Origin of the sequence: Clostridium yunnanense, assembly GCF_016595795.1 — a bacterium.
Taxonomy (GTDB): domain Bacteria; phylum Bacillota; class Clostridia; order Clostridiales; family Clostridiaceae; genus Clostridium_AR; species Clostridium_AR yunnanense.
Genome location: NZ_JAENHN010000037.1, coordinates 356419 through 373743, shown reverse-complemented (window position 1 = coordinate 373743; position 17325 = coordinate 356419). Strand labels below are relative to the sequence as shown.

Genomic DNA, 17325 nt, shown 5'->3' with positions numbered 1-17325 from the left:
GGGGGCAAATCTATGAGTATTAGTTCACCAGAAATAATAACCCAAGATAAAGTTGTTACTTTCTTTAGAAAGGTACTAGATTATAATTATTTAGGTAATCTTAAAAATATTGAGAATAAAAATATTAAAGAGGATAAGCTCATAGCGTTCTTGCGTCTAAAGGGCTATAATGATGCTTTGATAAATGGTGCCGTTGCTGAACTTAGAAGAACTGCTACAAATATGCAGCATGGTGTTTATGATGCCAATAAAAGTGTATATTCATTATTGAAATACGGAGCAAAAGTAAAAGTAAATGCAGACACAGCACCTCAAACAGTATATTTTATTGATTTTGATGACCCATCAAAAAATGATTTTGCCATTGCGGAAGAAGTTACTATTATTTATAAACAAGAAAAACGACCAGACTTGGTTGTTTTTCTAAATGGTATTGCTGTCGCTGTTATTGAATTGAAGAAAAGCTGTATATCTGTATCTAATGGTATCAGACAAAATTTAACAAATCAAAAGGAACTCTTTATTGAACCATTTTTTACTACAATCCAGTTCTGTATGGCAGCTAATGAAATTGAAGGTTTACGTTATGGTACTCTTAAAACTGGCGAAAAGTACTACATGGAGTGGAAACAAGATGGTTTCAAAGAAAATCAGGACGAGCGTGACGATGTTGATATTCGTATTGAAGAACGCATAAAAAGCATAAATGAGTTGTTGTTAAAACAGTTGTATTCAATGTACGATAAGCAACGTCTTCTTGATTTAATACAAAACTTTGTTGTGTTTGATAAGGGTAGAAAAAAAGTGTGTCGTTATAACCAATATTATGGAATAAAACGTACACAGAATAGACTAGCTAAAAAGCAAAGTGGTATTATATGGCACACACAAGGTAGCGGTAAAACCCTTACAATGGTTTGGTTATCAAAGTGGATATTATCAAACAATTCAAATGCAAGGGTGTTGATTGTAACCGATAGAGATGAGTTGGATGAGCAAATTGAAAAGAATTATATTGGTGTTGATGAAAAGATTGTTAGAACTAAAAGCGGAGCAGATTTAATAAATAGACTTAATTCCTTTGATGATAGTTTAATATGTTCACTTGTTCATAAATTTGGAAGACGAGGCGGGGAAGTAACAGAGACTGACTATGATAGATATATTGAAGAACTAAAAAACTCCCTCCCATCAAATTTTGAAGCTAAGGGTGAAATATGTGTATTTGTAGATGAATGTCATAGAACTCAATCTGGAAAATTACACAACGCAATGAAATCAATTATGCCAAATGCTATTTTCATAGGTTTTACAGGAACACCACTATTAAAGAAGGATAAAGCTACAAGTATTGAGGTTTTTGGTACGTACATTCATACTTATAAATACGATGAGGCCGTTGAAGATGGTGTTGTACTTGACTTGCGCTATGAGGCAAGAGATGTACCACAAGACATCTCATCTCAAGATAAAATTGATAAGTGGTTTGAGGCAAAAACAGCGGGGCTTATGCCAAGAGCAAAGGCTAAACTTAAAGAAAAATGGGGCAATATGCAAAAGGTATTCAGCTCTCGATCTCGTTTGGATAAGATTGTATGTGATATTATATTTGACTTTGATACCAAATCTAGGCTTATGAATGGAAATGGCAATGCCATTTTAGTAGCTGGTTCTATCTATTCTGCATGTAAGTATTATGAAATATTTCAATCTAAAGGCTTTAGAAAATGTGCAATTATTTCTTCATATACTCCACAGTCGGCAGATTTAAGAACAGACACAGTAAGCGATGATGAAAACACTGAAACCTTTGAAAAGTATGAAACATATTTGAAAATGATAGGGTTAGATCTCGGTAACTTGCCTGAAAAAGCCTCAATACAAAAGAAAGTTGAGAATTTTGAAACAGAGGCAAAGCGTAAGTTTGTTGATGAACCTGCAAATATGAAAGTATTAATAGTTGTTGATAAGTTATTAACTGGTTTTGATGCTCCTCCTTGTACTTATTTGTACATCGATAAAAAGATGCATGACCATGCATTGTTCCAAGCAATCTGTCGTGTTAATAGACTTGATGGTGAAACAAAGGATTTTGGATTTATCATTGACTATAAACAGCTGTTTGGTAATTTAACCAATGCAGTAAACAAGTATACTTCAAGTGCCTTTGAGGATTTTGACGAAGAAGATGTCAAGGACTTAATCAAAGACAGAAGTAAAGAGTCTATTAACCACTTCCTGCGTATATTTGAAGAAATAGAAGAACTTTGCGAAGGAGTTGATTTGCCAAGAGAAGAACTACAATATCTCCACTATTTTTGTGGAGAAAGTGGAAAAAATCAAAATATAGATGAGGTGTTTACAAGGCTTAGGGAAAAGTTTTATAAACTTGTTAGTAGCTTAATTCGTTCTTTTGCAGAGTCAAAACCATATATAGAAAATCAATTTTCATCCACAAAAATTAATGAATATGCTAATAAAGTTAAATTCTATGTTGAACTAAAACAAGTTATTGGGCTTAAAAGTGGTGATTTTATTGACCTAAAGGTATATGAACCAGGTATGCGCTACTTAATTGATAACTATATTGTAGCTTCGGATAGCGAACAGCTTGGTGAGTTTGATGATTTTACCCTACTTGATTTTATTGTTGAACAAGGAAAAGATTTAACAAGTGCTACTGGTGAATCAACAAAGGAAAGTGCAGCTGAGGCTATAGAAAATAATATTAGAAGAAAAGTTGTTGAAAAAGTCATAATAAACCCTAAGTATTATGAAAAAATGTCAGCCATTTTAGAAGAGTTAATTATTGAAAGAAAAAAAGGTGTTGAAGATTATCAAAAACTTCTTGAAAAGTATATTAACTTAGCAAAAAATGTAGATATCCCAGAAGAGAACAGTGATTATCCAGAAACCATAAGGAAAAGTCGCGCTTTACAGGCGATTTACGATAATATTGGTTGCGATGAATGTCTTGCTATAAAGTTGCACCAAGCAGTATTAAATAGTAAAATTAGCGGTTTTAGAGGTGATGTAACAAAGGAAAATAGAATCAAGCGAGAACTTTCTAAATACCTTGCAGTGGATTCTGAAATTGAACGCATCTTTAAAATTATAGAAAGACAAGAGGAATACTAATATGCAAATAAATATTTCTGGCATTTCAATAGAGGTTCAAAAAAAGGATATAAAGAATTTGCATCTATATGTAAAACCACCTAATGGCAATGTCATAGTATCTGCACCATTAGAAATGAGCAATGCAGCTATAGAAGTATTTATAAGAACAAAATTGGGATGGATTAGAAACCAAATTACCAAATATGAAAATCAAGCACGTTTTTCTGAGAGACAGTATGTATCCGGTGAAACAATATATATTTGGGGAAAACAGTATTATCTTATTTTTAAGCCAAGTACTAAGAATAATTCCTTTGAGATTCAAGGAAACAAAGTTATATTATCAATGAAAGCTGAGAGTACAGTTAAACAAAGAGAAGGGTATGTTAGGGAACAATTTCGATCTATTCTTAAAAAAGAAATAGAAACTTTCCTTCCTAAGTGGGAACAAATAACTAATTTAAATTGCGAATGTTGGCAAACAAAATATATGACTACTCGTTGGGGGACTTGTAATAATATTAAGAAAAAATTATGGTTTAATCTTCAGTTAGTACAAAAACCTATAGAGTGTCTTGAGTATGTAATATTGCATGAATTAGCGCACTTAAAAGAGAAAACACATGGTGAAGGTTTTATTGCTATAATGGACAATTATATGCCTCATTGGAGAGAGGTTCGGAAGTTGCTGAATGAGCAAACATTAGATTACTATGAACCAAAGGTTTAAATAATACTTTCTATTAATATAAACTAGTTGATTATTTCGCATTAGATAATTACAAGAGGAATGAGAACTAATTTTTTGAAGGATTTTAACTACCACGCTTCGCCTCCACCATAGAAGGACCTAAACAGAAATGTCTATGGTGGTTGCATTTGTTAGTAAGTTTAGGATCATAATGCCCTTTCTCCAATAAACTAGACACACAAAACTCTCTATTTATAGATTTTGGGTAGCATAGCTAACTATTTCACTTTTTATGCAACTTTAGGGCTGTTATTAGAGATATATAATATTACACTGGTGTTAGCTATTTGCTGCATGGATTCTAGAATATCTCAATATATTCAAAAGCAGCTGCACCAGCTTCCAGGCGAGTTTTGAAGTGCTTGTTGTAGAGCCATTCACACTTCATTACCCCAAAATGATTCCATCGGTGCATTGTCCTAACAATTACCTTTGCGGGATATGATGCAAACAAATTGACATTTTGTAAAAAATCAGTAATCGGTGAATCGGTATTGAGACCCTCTATACGAGTGTAAAATGACCCCTAACGGCTTTCCAGTTCGTTGATACGCATCGGTTAACGCATTAATAACTAAATCATTTGTTATCATTTCATTCATAGATAAACCTACGATTTTTTGTCCACGTAAATCCATAACTGCTGAAATATATAGCATACCTTCATCTGTCTGCAGGTATGCTATGTCACTTACCATTTTTCTGTTAGGCTTGACAGTATAGAAGTCACTATCTAAGATATTTTTGGATACTGGAAGTTTATGATTAAGATTAGTTGTAGCCTTAAATTTCTTTGAAACCTTTGAACTTATGTCATTTTGTTGCATTAATAGTTCTATACGTTTGTGATTAACAGGATGATTATTCCCGCTGTTCGCTCTATTCTTTTAACAGCTTCTAGCTTAAATTCTACACTATATTGTTTATTCATTAGTATCATTCCCTTCCCATTTAGTGTATCACGAGTTTATCGTGTATAACAAAGAGGGTAAGGTTCATAAATAATGAACCTTACCCAATAGTAGTGAAAGGCTGCTTTTATATTTAGTTCTCAATTGATCGCAATTACTGTAAGTAATATCAACCATAAAGCCTGAATTACTTATTATAATTGTTAAAGTCAAATAACGCAAAAAAACGTACTGAATTATTTCAGTGCGTTTTTTGATTAACTATTACAGATCAAATTTTGTAGTTTGTCTTTGAGTCAGCTGAGCACCATACTTTGAAGCTAAAGAAACACCTTTATTTTCAAAAACATCCTTAGCTATTATGGTATCCATAAGGATGTTTACTTCATCCTTAGTTATATCAGGTTTAACACCTGCTATGCTTAGAGACACCTTGTCCCCAGCAGCGTTAACGAAAGTTAAAGATAATGTATATTCCATGATTTTTCTCCTTTCACTTAATTAGATTTAGTAGTTAAAAATTACTAAGCATTTACTATCTTTGATGCTTCATTTAAGTAGTAGTCTCTAGTACCAGCACTTAAAACAGCTTTGATAGCATCAGCGACAGCGTATACATTTTCAGGAGATGCACTATTCTTTACTCCTGAGAATATCTTCTTTCTGTAGATCTTTGCACCGGTCTTATCTGTGCCGCTTTCAACCTCGATTGCAAATGAAGTTGTGTCTAAAACTTTATTTACTGCCATAATGTTTTCCTCCTTTTAAAGTTTAGTTTTGAAGCTTAAAGCTCTGTGTCTTTAGCTTTCAATTAGTATATATGCATTTTCAAAAAAGTTTTGTGGAAATGTGAATAGATTTTGCTTAATAAAAGAATATTTTTTAAACAGATGAGTTATTTAAAGTAAAAAGGTTGATAAAGATGTAATACTCAGATCCCAAAACTATTTAATGTTAATATAGATATAAAAAATAATAAATATTTAATTAATTTTTGGTTGGCGATAACAAAAAGTTGATTTTTAAGCCATGAGATTCTACAAAGTGCATAATTGTGAAGATTAATGAGAAAAATCATGCGCATTTAGAAAAAAATCTATTTACGCATGATTTTGTTATACATATTAATTATGTGCATTTTTCTATTTCATTGAATAATTATTTATATACTTCAGTTAAGAACTTGTCTAATTGTATGACTTCGTGGAAAATGTAGTCAGGGTTTTGTGATTTGACTTTAGATATATCGGTAGCTCCCCAAGTTACAGCAACACTAATTACACCTGCGCACTTTGAAGCTATAATATCATTTGGTTCATCACCTATTGAAATTACCTGACTAGGATTAACCCCAAGTAATTCAACACCTTTTAAAATTGGATCAGGATAAGGTTTATGTTTGTATGTATCATGATAACATACTGTTTTTAAGCCTGTCCATTTATAGTAATCTAAAATTTTTTTACAATAAGAAGATGGACTTGATGTTACTATGCAAACAGGGATATTTTTAGTAGCTAATTTTTGTAGTATTTCATTAATACCTTCAAAAGGCACTAATGAAGGTATTAATCTATATACATTTTGCCAGTCCCTTTTTCTTCTTAAATCAAGAGCTATTGACGAATTAATCAATGTTTGGTCCAAATCAAATATTATGCCCATATCCATGCCCCTTTAATTACAGCAATTTTAGTTGATCAAATCTTTGTTCACAATAAAAATTGGGTTTATTATAATCACCTTTAATTATTTTATTTTTTAGATTTTCAATATCAGTCTCATTTGCGAGTGGTATGGCATCACCATTAGCTATTAGCATTTGATTACCTTGACTTTGCTTATCATTCAAATACTGATCAGGATGCTTGTAGCATACTAATATTTTCTTTTGTAGTATGGCATCACTTACAGTATGAAGTGTGCCTCCTTTTACATCTGTTTCAACTACAATGACTGCAGCACTCAAGCCACTTTGTAATCTGTCTCTCTCAACAAATGAACTCTTAAAAGGTCTTACTCCAATCGGATATTCGCTTATTAAACACCCATCTGTGTCTAAAATTAATTTCGCCAGATCCTTATTTTTGGATGGATATACTGTATCTAATCCTCCAGCCATAACTGCAACAGTTTGCCCCTTTGATTTGATACAACCTTTATGACCGAATTCATCACAGCCATATGCTAACCCACTTACTACTGTAAATCCATCTTTTCCGAATGTCATACCTAATTTTTCAGCAACTCCAATTCCATGAGTAGTTGGTGTTCTGGTTCCAATTATTGCAACAGAATGATTATTTAAAACGCTGTTATAGTTACCCTTATAGTATAATAGAACAGGCGAATCTGGTATATTTCTTAATGATTCTGGGAATGCTTCATCTAATATACTTATAAGATTGATATTTTGTTGTTCACTTTTGTCTATAATTAGATAAGTTTTTTCTATTGCTTTGCTAATATCATCATAAGAGGGAATAGGGATTCTTTTGTTTCGTTGATGAAAATGAGCAAATAGATCAACAATATCATTTTTTGTCTTAGGTATATATGTAGTATTTGAAAAAATGAATCTTACTGTATTTCTGCTTACTTTTGGAATGTTCAATAAAGTAAGTATAACTTTTGAATTCATGCCAATGTTCTCCTTTGATATTATGTACATATAAATAATTATATAATATATATTCTAATCATGCACAGTTTTTGTTAATGATAAACATATAACTTCGCTAGTATCCTTTTTTTCAAATAATTCCTTACTGGCTAACAATGAATTTCCGGATGTGGTCACATCATCAAGTAATAATATTACCTTATTTTTCACTAATTGAGGATTATTTATTCGCAAAGAATTGAAATGTACTTCCTTATGCCTATCTCCTCCTTGTGCAAGTTTAGGAATATCTACAGTTCGTTCTAAACAATTATTTAAGTAACGTATATTATTATAGGTAGCCAATCTTTCAGACAAGGTAAGTAATGAACTACTAACTTGTCCGGATTTTGATGAAGGTATAGGAATTATAATAGTATCAGATGTATTTCTAAAATTAATTAGTTCATCTTTCATGAGATTATAGTAGTGTTCGATGGCATGAGCGTCACCTTGTTTAAATTGATATAGGATTTTTGTATGTGCTGGATTTAATACCTTTTCACCATATGCGTCATACATCCAATATGTATGGTAATCGTGTAAATACCATATTTCTGTTATTTTATCTTGGAACATTTTTATCACCTCTTCATAAAAAAATATAATTGTATATTATACAATATTTTACCATAAGATGTGGTTGATTTACATAAGACATAAAAATATATGTGTGCAAAAATGACAAATTAATATATAAAATATTTTTTAAATAAGGTGATTATTGCCTTACGACTAAATTTATTAATGCGGTATAAAATTTGTTTTTTACAAGTTTTATACTGGCAATGGCTCAATGCCAGTATGTTTGTTTAGCAGGTTAATAGAACGTCTAAATTTAGTAAAATTTTATTTACATAGTGAATTATATTTTCTTGAGAAAAAGAGCTATTATTGATAATTTCTGTTTTGCAATGTATTACTTTAAATATAATTTAGTAGATATAGCTTTTATACTTTATGCTGGCACTTATGTGTTGGTAAGTTATTGGTGCTATTTACTTAATGCAAAGTAAAGTTTATTGGATTGAGCCAAATTTATATGTGGAGTAGTTAGATATATTAAATATAGTAGCTTTAATATTTTAATTTTTATCTGAATAATCAATAACAACTCCAAGTTTGGTTGAGATTATAGTATTGAGCTTATTGATTGAAGCAGTTAACCCAATGATTTGTTTCTCAAGTCTTATAAGAAGATATCCACTTATAGCAACTGGAAATCCTACATTGGCGATTAAGTTTACTAAATCATTAACCTCCATATTGAAATCACCTCCATTCATAAGGTATATATGCCTGTGAGTGAAAGATTAAAGAAAAGTTCCACCTTCATTGAAAATATAATCATGATATTTTCTTATAGCAGCATCGATTATTGTACTTAGGTAAGCATTAGGATCATGATGAGCTGCTTTGATTTCATTTAGAAGTCTTGCGGTAGATACTCTAAACTTAAAAGTACGAGTTATTACAAAAGCTTCTCCATCAATATGAGGGGTTACTCCATTTGGTTGGGACTTTAAGGTTCTGTTATCTATAATAGTGTTATTATCATTTACATTATAAGAATTGGCTTTAGTTAAGATGGTATTAGTAATACTTGAGTCAATCTTATTAGTATTGTTATACTTATTGATAGAATCAAGATCTCTATTAGCTGGTGTAGCACTCGAAGCCTCTTCACAAAAATTAAAAGTAGCAACAGGTGTACCAACAACAGTATCTTCAATAAAACCATTCATCTCTACCTCTTCTTCATAAGCTAAATCATCTTTATCTATAGTGAAGCTCTTTGATTTTTTCTTAGCCATTTATAATTCCTCCAATTTATTTTCTATATAAATTCTTATATGCCTAAAGTATATAAAATTTAGAAAAATAAGTGCCTGAAAGTGAAGTTAAAACCTAGTGAACCCGCATGTTTCCTATATATTTATATAATTTTTTAAATATTTAAATTTATGTTTATATGAATTTTTAAATATATCTTTATATGAAGATATATTTTTTTGTTTAAATAATTATTTAAATAAACCCTAAAAGTCAGCCTTTGAGGCATATAAGCTAATTAGAAGAGTAATAAATTGTTCAATTAATTAGTAAGGGAAGGAATGATTTTATGATTAAAGATTCTATTTCAATTAATTCAGAAGAGGTGCAGAGCTTTGATAAGATGCAGATTGCATTGGCAATAAGAGATTCTACCTATGGAGATGAACTTAGCTGCTCATTATTAGAGAATGAAGTGATAAAAAATTGTGAAGGCTGCTCATTAAAATACATCTGTGGCAGACTTGATGAGCTAGCTGATGACTATACTGAAAGAACTACAAAGGTTGTAAGTAGCTTCTGCTTTGAAGAAGAATTTGGTGAGGCAGAGTAGTCCTCAAAAGTTAGGAGAGTATCTAAAGCTTTGAACACTAAAGCTATGAGAGGAGGTGACAAGGATGGCAACAGCAATATTAAGCGGCAACGCAATGATATTAAAGTATAAGACTGGAACAAATGATAAAGGAGACGATACATTTGGCAGTCAAAGATTTTCTAATGTGAGACTAGATTTAACTGATGATGACATATATGCAGTAGGAAAGGCTTTAGAAGGTTTAATGAGATCAGATGTGGTTTATATAAGAAAGCAGCAGGACTATTTAGTGGAAGATATATAAACTTAGAATTATTATTTAGTACAAATAGTAAGATGAAGATCTTTATAGGAAGGAGGGAAAGAGTGTGGAAACAAAATACTTAGTTCTTACCTTTAAGAATGAAAGTGGAGATAAAATCAATCTATCGATAAAAGGTATCAAGGATACTTTAACTGCAGCTGAAATATCAAATGCTATGGATATAATAATAAGTAAAGATGCATTCTTTAGTTCTGGTGGGAAGCTTACTCAGAAATCTGGAGCTCAGATTATAACTAAAAATGTTGATGAATATAAGGTTGGATAGTTAATAAGATAAGCTAAATCAAAATTTAATAGAATATAAATAGAAAAAGATTCTTAGGGCATTAATTTGTATTTAGTATAGGTAGAATAATATATACTACATTTGCTTGATAGTCTAAGATAAAACTCTATTTTAAATAAAGGTAGGTTATGGAAACCTATCTTTATTTTTTATAACTATAATTGAATTTTATGGGAAATAATTCATACTTAATATATAATATAAATATTGTCTTAAAAATTATTCAGATGAGAGGTAATTCAAATGAAAGGGTATGAGTACTTTATAATAATAATTGGAATAGTTGTAGTAGTATCAGTGATTAATCTAATAAGAAATATTAGCATTAAAAAGGCTCCTGATGTTATACAAAATATAAAGGAAATAGAAAAGTTTTTCAAAGAAATTGAAGTTGCAAAAGAAGATTATTTTACATACATAATAAGAGACAAATTATTAAAAGGCTATAAAACAATTTTTGAGTTTTTTACTAAGAAACCATATTGTAATATAAAGAATTCAAAGGTGCTTGAATTTAAGCGTATTTATTGTAATTTTGATCATTTTATAAAACAGTGGAATGAAGAGTATGTAACAAATGAATTGGAGAGAAATATAGATTTATTTGATAATCTAGATGGAAAATCACTTGACGGTCAGCAACGAAGAGCAGTAGTTGTTGACGAGATGAATAACTTAGTATTAGCAGGAGCAGGAAGTGGAAAAACGCTAACCATATCTGCAAAAGTAAAATATTTGATAGATAGAAAAAATGTATTATCAGATGAAATTTTGTTGATTTCATTCACTAGAAAAGCAGCAGAAGAGATGTATCAAAGAATATCTCAGAAGTTGGGAATTGAAGTGGAAGCTAAGACATTCCATAAGCTAGGACTTGATATCATAACAAAACAAAGAAAAAATAGACCAGATATATCAGAAGAGTTAAACAGTATCGTAGAATCTTATTTCAAAGATAGTATATATAATGATAAAGATCAGATAAAGTCATTAATTATATTTTTTAGTTACTATTTAAACATACCTAATGATTTTCAGAAATTTGACAACTTAGGTGAATGTTATGACTATTATAGAAATGTTGACTTTGAAACACTTAAAGGCAAAGTTGATATGAACAGAGATATTCAAGAGAAATTAGATGAATTAAAGAGTAATAAACACACCTTACAAGGCGAGACTGTTAAGAGCTTAGAGGAGTTAATGATAGCTAATTACTTATTCCTTAATGGGATTAAGTATACATATGAACGAAAATACCCATATGAATCTGATGATAAATATAGAAAACATTATAGACCAGATTTTTATTTAAATGATTACGATATATACTTAGAGCATTTTGGTATAACAAAAGACAATAAAGTTCCATGGTTAAGTAAAATTGAAGAACAAAAGTACCTAGATGGAATCAACTGGAAGAGGGAGACGCATAGGAAAAATAGAACTATACTGTTGGAAACTTATTCTTACTATAATAATGAGGGCATTCTACTTTCTAAATTAGAGGAAGTACTGAAGCAGAATAAAGTAGAATTTAAACAACCTGATTTACAAGAAATTTATGTAAAAGTATTTAATGATTTTGATGATAAGTACTTTAGAGAATTTAAAAAACTTATAGCTACATTTATTGCTCTTTTTAAATCAAATGGATATTCATTAGAAAGCTTTACTGAACTACAAAAGAGTTCCGATAAGATTGATAATATATTTTTACGTAATCGAAGCTGTAGATTTTTGGATATAGTGAAACCTATTTATGTCAAGTATCAAGAGTATCTTGATGAGAATGGATTAATTGATTTTAATGATATGATTAATGAAGCTACAAATATCGTAAAGGAAAATAAACAAGAGTTTAAATATAAATATATAATTATTGATGAGTACCAAGACATTTCAATGAGTAGATTTAATCTTATTAAAGAAATAAGAAATAAAACAAATGCAAAGATTATGTGTGTAGGGGATGATTGGCAATCTATTTATAGATTCGCCGGAAGTGATATCGATTTATTCACAAACTTTAAAACATATTTGGGAAATTATGAGTTGTTAAAGATTGAAAATACATATAGAAATTCTCAAGAGTTAGTCAATATTGCAGGTAATTTTATTATGAAAAATCCAAAACAGTTGAAAAAAGACCTTAAATCTAATAAACATCATAGCAATCCAATTAGGATGATAAACTATGAAAATGATATATATCCTGCATTTAGAAAAGTTATAGATGAAATAGTAAATAACTTTGGTGAAGATGCACAAATAACAATACTAGGCAGAAATAATTTCGATATTGATGTAATAGAAATGGATAAAGGTGAATTAGGTAAAGAGTTTAAGTTAAATAAATCAAATGGCCAGGTTTTAGTTAAATGCAAGCAATATCCTAAATTGAAGATGAATTTTCTAACAATGCATCGTTCAAAAGGGTTGGAAGCAGATAATGTTATTATAATTAATCTTATGAACAAGTTGACTGGACTTCCAAATAAAATAGCTGATGATCCGGTATTATCACTAGTATTAACAGATTTGGATAGATTCGATTTTGCTGAAGAAAGAAGACTATTTTATGTAGCACTTACAAGAACAAAGAATTCTACTTATCTTTTAGTTCCAATCAATCGACAATCTACTTTTACAGAAGAATTGGCAAAAAAGTTTGATGTGCAATACGAGCATTCAACACATGTCGAAGTAGTTGAGAAAGCTCCAAATTGCCCAAGATGTCAGAAAGGTTTCCTTATAATAAGAGAAAACTCAAAGGATAATAGTAGATTTTTGGGGTGTAGTAATTATCCATTTTGTGATTTAAGCTCTAAACATGTAGAGATTTTAGATAATCATATAAAGTGTAGTGTTTGTGGTGGATATATGGTTAAACGGCCTGGGCGATATGGTGAGTTTTATGGATGTACTAACTATCCATATTGTAACCATACTTTAAAAATAGATAAAACTAATGGTGTAAAAAAGCAAAAAACGTAATTAGGTGTAATGCTGAAGGGTGTACTAGATAGAAGTCTTAGTACACTTTATTTTTTAGAGCAATAAGTTATAGTTTAGTAATGACACTTTTTTCTATGACAATCATCATAACATCCAAACAGCTCCTAAACTAAAACTCACCCCTAAAAAAATAATCTAAAGACTAAACTCTCATCGTAAGATTATTTTTTTACAAGTGAGTCCTACTAACTCTATATGCAACTAAACTAATTTGTCCTACAAAAAAGTCTTAAATTAATGCCCACTACCTTTACTATATGTAAATAACCTATCTATGCTTTCCCTCCCTTATTCCACACAATTTCATAGATTTATAGATGTATTGCTCCAGAAACCATCACTTGGTTTTAAGCTTGCACACTTCGCCAAACATGTTGTTTTGTAGCAATGACATAGGACAGGCGCTTTTAAGCAGATTATTAGGTCAATGCCAGTCCTATTTACAAGCTGCTCTTAAGCATTCCTCTTAGGTCCAGCTTGTACACTGCACAAAACAATGTTTAGCGGCTACGCCCAAATGCACAAGCTTGTATTAGGAGCTTTAAAAATTCGAAAAATCCAACTATAACGTCACCTTTTTTTGTATAATTAAATCAGCAGTTTAGAATCATAATTCACAATTAATTAACGCTAATACAGTTAGCGGTTTATGAATATAAGGTCAATATAACGCATATATATCAGCATATAAAGCGATTTGTCTGTGAATGATAAATTTTATCAAAAGGTAAATAATATTTTATATAACAGAACGTTTTTTTCTAATTTATCTAAAAAATAAAAGCTAAAAAAGAAAAAAACGTCTTTACATAATAGTAAAATTATAGTATTATATAAGTGAAAGATAATTAAAAATTATTTTTCAATAACATTATAAAGGGGGATGATATTTATGAGAAAAAGATATTGGGTTGAAATTACAAATGTATATCCACATGGGGGAGCAAATTGGGAGTATGGTAACTATTTATGGAGTCCTACTAAAGATACAGAAGGTAAGAAGATTTATGAGAATATGACCGAGGTAAGTGTTGGGGATATTATCGTTCATTTTGCTAGAGATATTGATGGCAAGACATTCGTTGATGGAGAGTCTCAAATTGCAACAAAGACTGCGATTGTTAGTTCTCCTCCACCTAAACCAGAGGATTGGGGAGGAAGAGAAGAATATTATAAAGTTGAATTAAAAAATTTCACTAAATACACAGGAAATAGGAGAAGAGAAGTCAAGGAGTTTTCAATGATTAATTGGGACTTAATTGAAAATGAGAGGGGGAAAATTCTTAAATTTTATCCTTTCGACATAAATGGTAGACTTAATCAAGGAAAATATTTATGTGAGATTACTGAAGATATATATAATAGTATATAGATAATAAATAAACTTGGTATTTAGTGTAGTGGTGGTAATAATTTATTTTAAACTAACTAAATGCCAATTTTTTATAAAATTAAAACGAATCAAAAGTGTAATTATAGTAGATTCTTATCTGTTACTTGGATAAATAATACTACAAATTTTTTGACAATAGGAGATATTTCATAATGTTACAATAATACGTTAATCTATGAAATGTACAAAAATGACTTATATATGAAAATAAATGATTGTAAAAAGAATTAAAGTATTAGCTAACAATTAAAATTTGATGGTTAATAAACTTGGATATTAAGATGAAAAAATAAGATTTATGTTTAAGAGGTGTTTTATGGAAATAGGGAGAGAAATTAAAAAAATTAGATTAGAAAAAAAAATATCAATTCAAGAAGTAAGTATGCATTTGAATTGGCCAGTTTCAAAGCTTAGTAAGATTGAAAGAGGTGAGCAAGGAATCAATATAGATGATTTAATGGAAGTTGCAAGGACCTTGGAAGTTGATATCAGTGATATTGTTTATTCAGATGGAAGTAATAACGTAAAAAAAACAAGTGAATCTGCGAATGATTCTGTTTCAATATATTTTAAAAATATAGCTAAAAATTATTTAATTGAGGCAAAAAATGATTTTTCAAATAATCCTATAGCAAAAATGATAGTTAGGGAACTACCAAAGTTAATATTAAATAGGGCAAATATCAATTCCTCAAATTATTTAGTTTCAGGATCAGCTGGTAAGGGGCAGTTTGCAGAAATTCCATGGATAGCAGTTTTAAAGAAAAGTATAACAGAAACTGCAACAAAAGGAGTTTATTTAGTTTACTTATTTACTGCTGACATGAAAGGATTGTATTTGAGTTTAAATCAAGGCTTTACATACTTTAAGAATGAAATTGGTTCAAAAGGAGCAAAAACTGAAATTGAAAAAGTATCAAAATATTTGCTGGATATATGTAATACAATACCTAGTAATTACAGAAATTCAATAGATCTAAAAGCAGTTGGCCCTTTAGGCAAAGGGTACATGGCAGGCCATATAGCAGGTGTATATTATGATTTAAACAAAATACCAGATGATAATAAGTTAATGGATGATCTTAGAAATATGATGTCTGTGTATGAGGAGATTTCAGGCATAATTGGAAATAGAAGCATTGAGGAATTCTATAGATATGTTAGGGCATTTAATCAAGGAAAATTAATAGATGAGAATAGTGTAAACGAAAAAATCAACGATATAATTAAAGATAATAATATTGCTGATGAAGATTATGACTATGATAAAAAACCTAAAGATAAGAAAAATTCAATAAAAGATAAAAATGGTACAGAAAGATACCCTAGAGATGCAGCAGTTTCAGCAAGAGCATTAAAATTAGCTGGATATGCATGTGAAATTGATAGTATGCATTTAACTTTTACCAGAAAGAGTAGTAAGAAAAAATATACTGAACCACACCACCTTATTCCTATTAGTGCTTATAATGATTTTCAATATTCATTGGATGTAGAAGAAAATATATGTAGCTTGTGCAGCAATTGTCACAATTGTCTTCATTATGGAATAGATTCGGAGAGAGAGCCAATTTTAAGAAGGCTTTATGATGACAGAAAGGAATTATTAGAAAAGGCAGGTATTCAAGTTGAATTTGAAGAATTAAAGAACTACTATGGGATTAGTTAGTCTTTGAAACTTTACGAAGTGAAAATTATTTAGAATTTGTGAGTATAGAAACAATATAATGATTTTTAGTGGATTATTAACATGAGCCTTAGAATATAATTTGTAAACCCTGAGAGTTCAGGGTTCTCTTTTTTTAAAATTTTAACTAATTTATAGTGTATGTTCAATATAATAAGTCCTCCAATTGCTTTTATTTAAGATAGATGACTTTCAGTAAGTAAATTTTTTATTTTATTAAGTATAGTTACTTTTTTTTCAACTACTTTAAAATAGGGGATTTTCTTAAATTCAGCATACTTTTTCATAGAATAGCCATTATAAAAAAAGTGTTTTATAAAATCTACTTCATCTCTATCAAGAGTATTAATAACAGAGTTTATCTTTGCTTTCAATTGATTTTGACAAATAATATCTTCAACAAAATTCATATCACTTCTAAGGATGTTTTCCGTTTCATTATCTAATACCACTACATTAGATCCGTCAGTTCTTTGTCTTCTTATAGACTTTCTAATAAGGCAATTAACTGAATTTTTCATGGCATTAGTAGCATAAGCAACAAATCTATGCTTTTCTGGATTATAGAGTTTAATACAATTAAATAAAGTTCTATAACATTCATTTTTTATATCATCAAATTCATATCCACTTATAAAAGATTTCTTAGAAAGATTTATTATAAGCGGATTGAACTCTGAAACCAATGTCTCTTTAGCCTCTTCATTATTTGCCTTACAAAGCAGTACTAGATTTTCAATGTGTTTATAATCCATAAATATCACCTCTCAACTAAGATATATGCCAGTCGGCATATATCTTAGG

At 29.9% G+C, this 17325-nt stretch carries 18 protein-coding genes; 8 read left to right on the top strand and 10 right to left on the bottom strand.

Features of this window, described 5'->3' with window-relative positions; translation table 11 throughout:
* Positions 1 to 12 precede the first annotated feature (12 nt).
* Both JHL18_RS13110 and JHL18_RS13105 read left to right on the top strand, forming a co-directional pair.
* Positions 13 to 3138, top strand: coding sequence for a type I restriction endonuclease subunit R (locus JHL18_RS13110; protein WP_200269852.1), 3126 nt, complete (start codon positions 13 to 15; stop codon positions 3136 to 3138).
* A gap of 1 nt (position 3139) precedes the next feature.
* The gene (locus JHL18_RS13105; protein ID WP_200269850.1) at positions 3140 to 3850 is read left to right on the top strand and encodes a M48 family metallopeptidase; all 711 of its coding nucleotides are present in this window, start codon (positions 3140 to 3142) and stop codon (positions 3848 to 3850) included.
* Between the two features lie 322 nt (positions 3851 to 4172).
* Here the strand turns inward: JHL18_RS13105 and JHL18_RS26600 are convergent, their stop codons facing one another.
* From JHL18_RS26600 to JHL18_RS13060, 9 genes are all read right to left on the bottom strand, one after another.
* Positions 4173 to 4286 (bottom strand): IS3 family transposase, encoded by a 114-nt coding sequence (locus JHL18_RS26600; RefSeq protein WP_200269848.1) that lies wholly within the window; start codon positions 4284 to 4286, stop codon positions 4173 to 4175.
* A gap of 58 nt (positions 4287 to 4344) precedes the next feature.
* Positions 4345 to 4698, bottom strand: a complete 354-nt coding sequence (locus JHL18_RS13095; protein WP_200269845.1) for a DDE-type integrase/transposase/recombinase — start codon at positions 4696 to 4698, stop codon at positions 4345 to 4347.
* A 348-nt stretch (positions 4699 to 5046) separates the two neighbouring features.
* Positions 5047 to 5262 (bottom strand): DUF2922 domain-containing protein, encoded by a 216-nt coding sequence (locus tag JHL18_RS13090; protein ID WP_200269842.1) that lies wholly within the window; start codon positions 5260 to 5262, stop codon positions 5047 to 5049.
* A gap of 44 nt (positions 5263 to 5306) precedes the next feature.
* Positions 5307 to 5531 carry a DUF1659 domain-containing protein gene (locus tag JHL18_RS13085; RefSeq protein ID WP_200269840.1) on the bottom strand — a complete coding sequence of 75 codons (225 nt, stop codon included), beginning with the start codon at positions 5529 to 5531 and terminating at the stop codon, positions 5307 to 5309.
* A gap of 409 nt (positions 5532 to 5940) precedes the next feature.
* Positions 5941 to 6447, bottom strand: coding sequence for an HAD family hydrolase (locus JHL18_RS13080; RefSeq protein WP_200269838.1), 507 nt, complete (start codon positions 6445 to 6447; stop codon positions 5941 to 5943).
* A 16-nt stretch (positions 6448 to 6463) separates the two neighbouring features.
* On the bottom strand, positions 6464 to 7423 hold the full coding sequence (locus tag JHL18_RS13075; protein ID WP_200269836.1) for a DNA-processing protein DprA: 960 nt from the start codon (positions 7421 to 7423) through the stop codon (positions 6464 to 6466).
* A 54-nt stretch (positions 7424 to 7477) separates the two neighbouring features.
* Positions 7478 to 8023 (bottom strand): ComF family protein, encoded by a 546-nt coding sequence (locus tag JHL18_RS13070; protein ID WP_200269834.1) that lies wholly within the window; start codon positions 8021 to 8023, stop codon positions 7478 to 7480.
* A gap of 506 nt (positions 8024 to 8529) precedes the next feature.
* A complete protein-coding gene (locus tag JHL18_RS13065; protein ID WP_200269832.1) occupies positions 8530 to 8709 on the bottom strand; it encodes a YvrJ family protein in 180 nt (59 codons plus the stop codon).
* Positions 8710 to 8757: 48 nt separating this feature from the next.
* The gene (locus JHL18_RS13060; protein ID WP_200269830.1) at positions 8758 to 9258 is read right to left on the bottom strand and encodes a hypothetical protein; all 501 of its coding nucleotides are present in this window, start codon (positions 9256 to 9258) and stop codon (positions 8758 to 8760) included.
* Positions 9259 to 9566: 308 nt separating this feature from the next.
* Between JHL18_RS13060 and JHL18_RS13055 the strand changes: the two genes are divergently transcribed.
* The 6 genes from JHL18_RS13055 (at position 9567) to JHL18_RS13030 (ending at position 16503) form a co-directional block, all read left to right on the top strand.
* Complete coding sequence (locus tag JHL18_RS13055) at positions 9567 to 9830, top strand: hypothetical protein (protein ID WP_200269828.1); 264 nt, start codon at positions 9567 to 9569, stop codon at positions 9828 to 9830.
* A 64-nt stretch (positions 9831 to 9894) separates the two neighbouring features.
* On the top strand, positions 9895 to 10116 hold the full coding sequence (locus JHL18_RS13050; RefSeq protein WP_200269826.1) for a DUF1659 domain-containing protein: 222 nt from the start codon (positions 9895 to 9897) through the stop codon (positions 10114 to 10116).
* Positions 10117 to 10180: 64 nt separating this feature from the next.
* Positions 10181 to 10402: a DUF2922 family protein gene (locus tag JHL18_RS13045; RefSeq protein ID WP_200269824.1), complete on the top strand. Its 222-nt coding sequence runs from the start codon at positions 10181 to 10183 to the stop codon at positions 10400 to 10402.
* 264 nt (positions 10403 to 10666) lie between these two features.
* Positions 10667 to 13420, top strand: a complete 2754-nt coding sequence (locus JHL18_RS13040; RefSeq protein ID WP_200269823.1) for a UvrD-helicase domain-containing protein — start codon at positions 10667 to 10669, stop codon at positions 13418 to 13420.
* A gap of 913 nt (positions 13421 to 14333) precedes the next feature.
* On the top strand, positions 14334 to 14813 hold the full coding sequence (locus JHL18_RS13035) for a hypothetical protein (RefSeq protein ID WP_200269821.1): 480 nt from the start codon (positions 14334 to 14336) through the stop codon (positions 14811 to 14813).
* Between the two features lie 337 nt (positions 14814 to 15150).
* Entirely contained in the window at positions 15151 to 16503 is a 1353-nt protein-coding gene (locus JHL18_RS13030) for an MrcB family domain-containing protein (protein ID WP_200269819.1), read from the top strand.
* Between the two features lie 194 nt (positions 16504 to 16697).
* Here JHL18_RS13030 and JHL18_RS13025 read toward each other — a convergent pair whose 3' ends face one another.
* Positions 16698 to 17276 carry a sigma-70 family RNA polymerase sigma factor gene (locus JHL18_RS13025; RefSeq protein WP_200269817.1) on the bottom strand — a complete coding sequence of 193 codons (579 nt, stop codon included), beginning with the start codon at positions 17274 to 17276 and terminating at the stop codon, positions 16698 to 16700.
* Positions 17277 to 17325 lie beyond the last annotated feature (49 nt).

Excerpts from the sequence above, each read along its gene's own strand:
- JHL18_RS13110 (WP_200269852.1), top strand. The coding sequence starts at position 13 with ATGAGTATTAGTTCACCAGAAATAATAACCCAAGATAAAGTTGTTACT.
- JHL18_RS13105 (WP_200269850.1), top strand. The coding sequence starts at position 3,140 with ATGCAAATAAATATTTCTGGCATTTCAATAGAGGTTCAAAAAAAGGAT.
- JHL18_RS26600 (WP_200269848.1), bottom strand. The coding sequence starts at position 4,286 with ATGCACCGATGGAATCATTTTGGGGTAATGAAGTGTGAATGGCTCTAC.
- JHL18_RS13095 (WP_200269845.1), bottom strand. The coding sequence starts at position 4,698 with ATGCAACAAAATGACATAAGTTCAAAGGTTTCAAAGAAATTTAAGGCT.
- JHL18_RS13090 (WP_200269842.1), bottom strand. The coding sequence starts at position 5,262 with ATGGAATATACATTATCTTTAACTTTCGTTAACGCTGCTGGGGACAAG.
- JHL18_RS13085 (WP_200269840.1), bottom strand. The coding sequence starts at position 5,531 with ATGGCAGTAAATAAAGTTTTAGACACAACTTCATTTGCAATCGAGGTT.
- JHL18_RS13080 (WP_200269838.1), bottom strand. The coding sequence starts at position 6,447 with ATGGGCATAATATTTGATTTGGACCAAACATTGATTAATTCGTCAATA.
- JHL18_RS13075 (WP_200269836.1), bottom strand. The coding sequence starts at position 7,423 with ATGAATTCAAAAGTTATACTTACTTTATTGAACATTCCAAAAGTAAGC.
- JHL18_RS13070 (WP_200269834.1), bottom strand. The coding sequence starts at position 8,023 with ATGTTCCAAGATAAAATAACAGAAATATGGTATTTACACGATTACCAT.
- JHL18_RS13065 (WP_200269832.1), bottom strand. The coding sequence starts at position 8,709 with ATGGAGGTTAATGATTTAGTAAACTTAATCGCCAATGTAGGATTTCCA.
- JHL18_RS13060 (WP_200269830.1), bottom strand. The coding sequence starts at position 9,258 with ATGGCTAAGAAAAAATCAAAGAGCTTCACTATAGATAAAGATGATTTA.
- JHL18_RS13055 (WP_200269828.1), top strand. The coding sequence starts at position 9,567 with ATGATTAAAGATTCTATTTCAATTAATTCAGAAGAGGTGCAGAGCTTT.
- JHL18_RS13050 (WP_200269826.1), top strand. The coding sequence starts at position 9,895 with ATGGCAACAGCAATATTAAGCGGCAACGCAATGATATTAAAGTATAAG.
- JHL18_RS13040 (WP_200269823.1), top strand. The coding sequence starts at position 10,667 with ATGAAAGGGTATGAGTACTTTATAATAATAATTGGAATAGTTGTAGTA.
- JHL18_RS13035 (WP_200269821.1), top strand. The coding sequence starts at position 14,334 with ATGAGAAAAAGATATTGGGTTGAAATTACAAATGTATATCCACATGGG.
- JHL18_RS13030 (WP_200269819.1), top strand. The coding sequence starts at position 15,151 with ATGGAAATAGGGAGAGAAATTAAAAAAATTAGATTAGAAAAAAAAATA.
- JHL18_RS13025 (WP_200269817.1), bottom strand. The coding sequence starts at position 17,276 with ATGGATTATAAACACATTGAAAATCTAGTACTGCTTTGTAAGGCAAAT.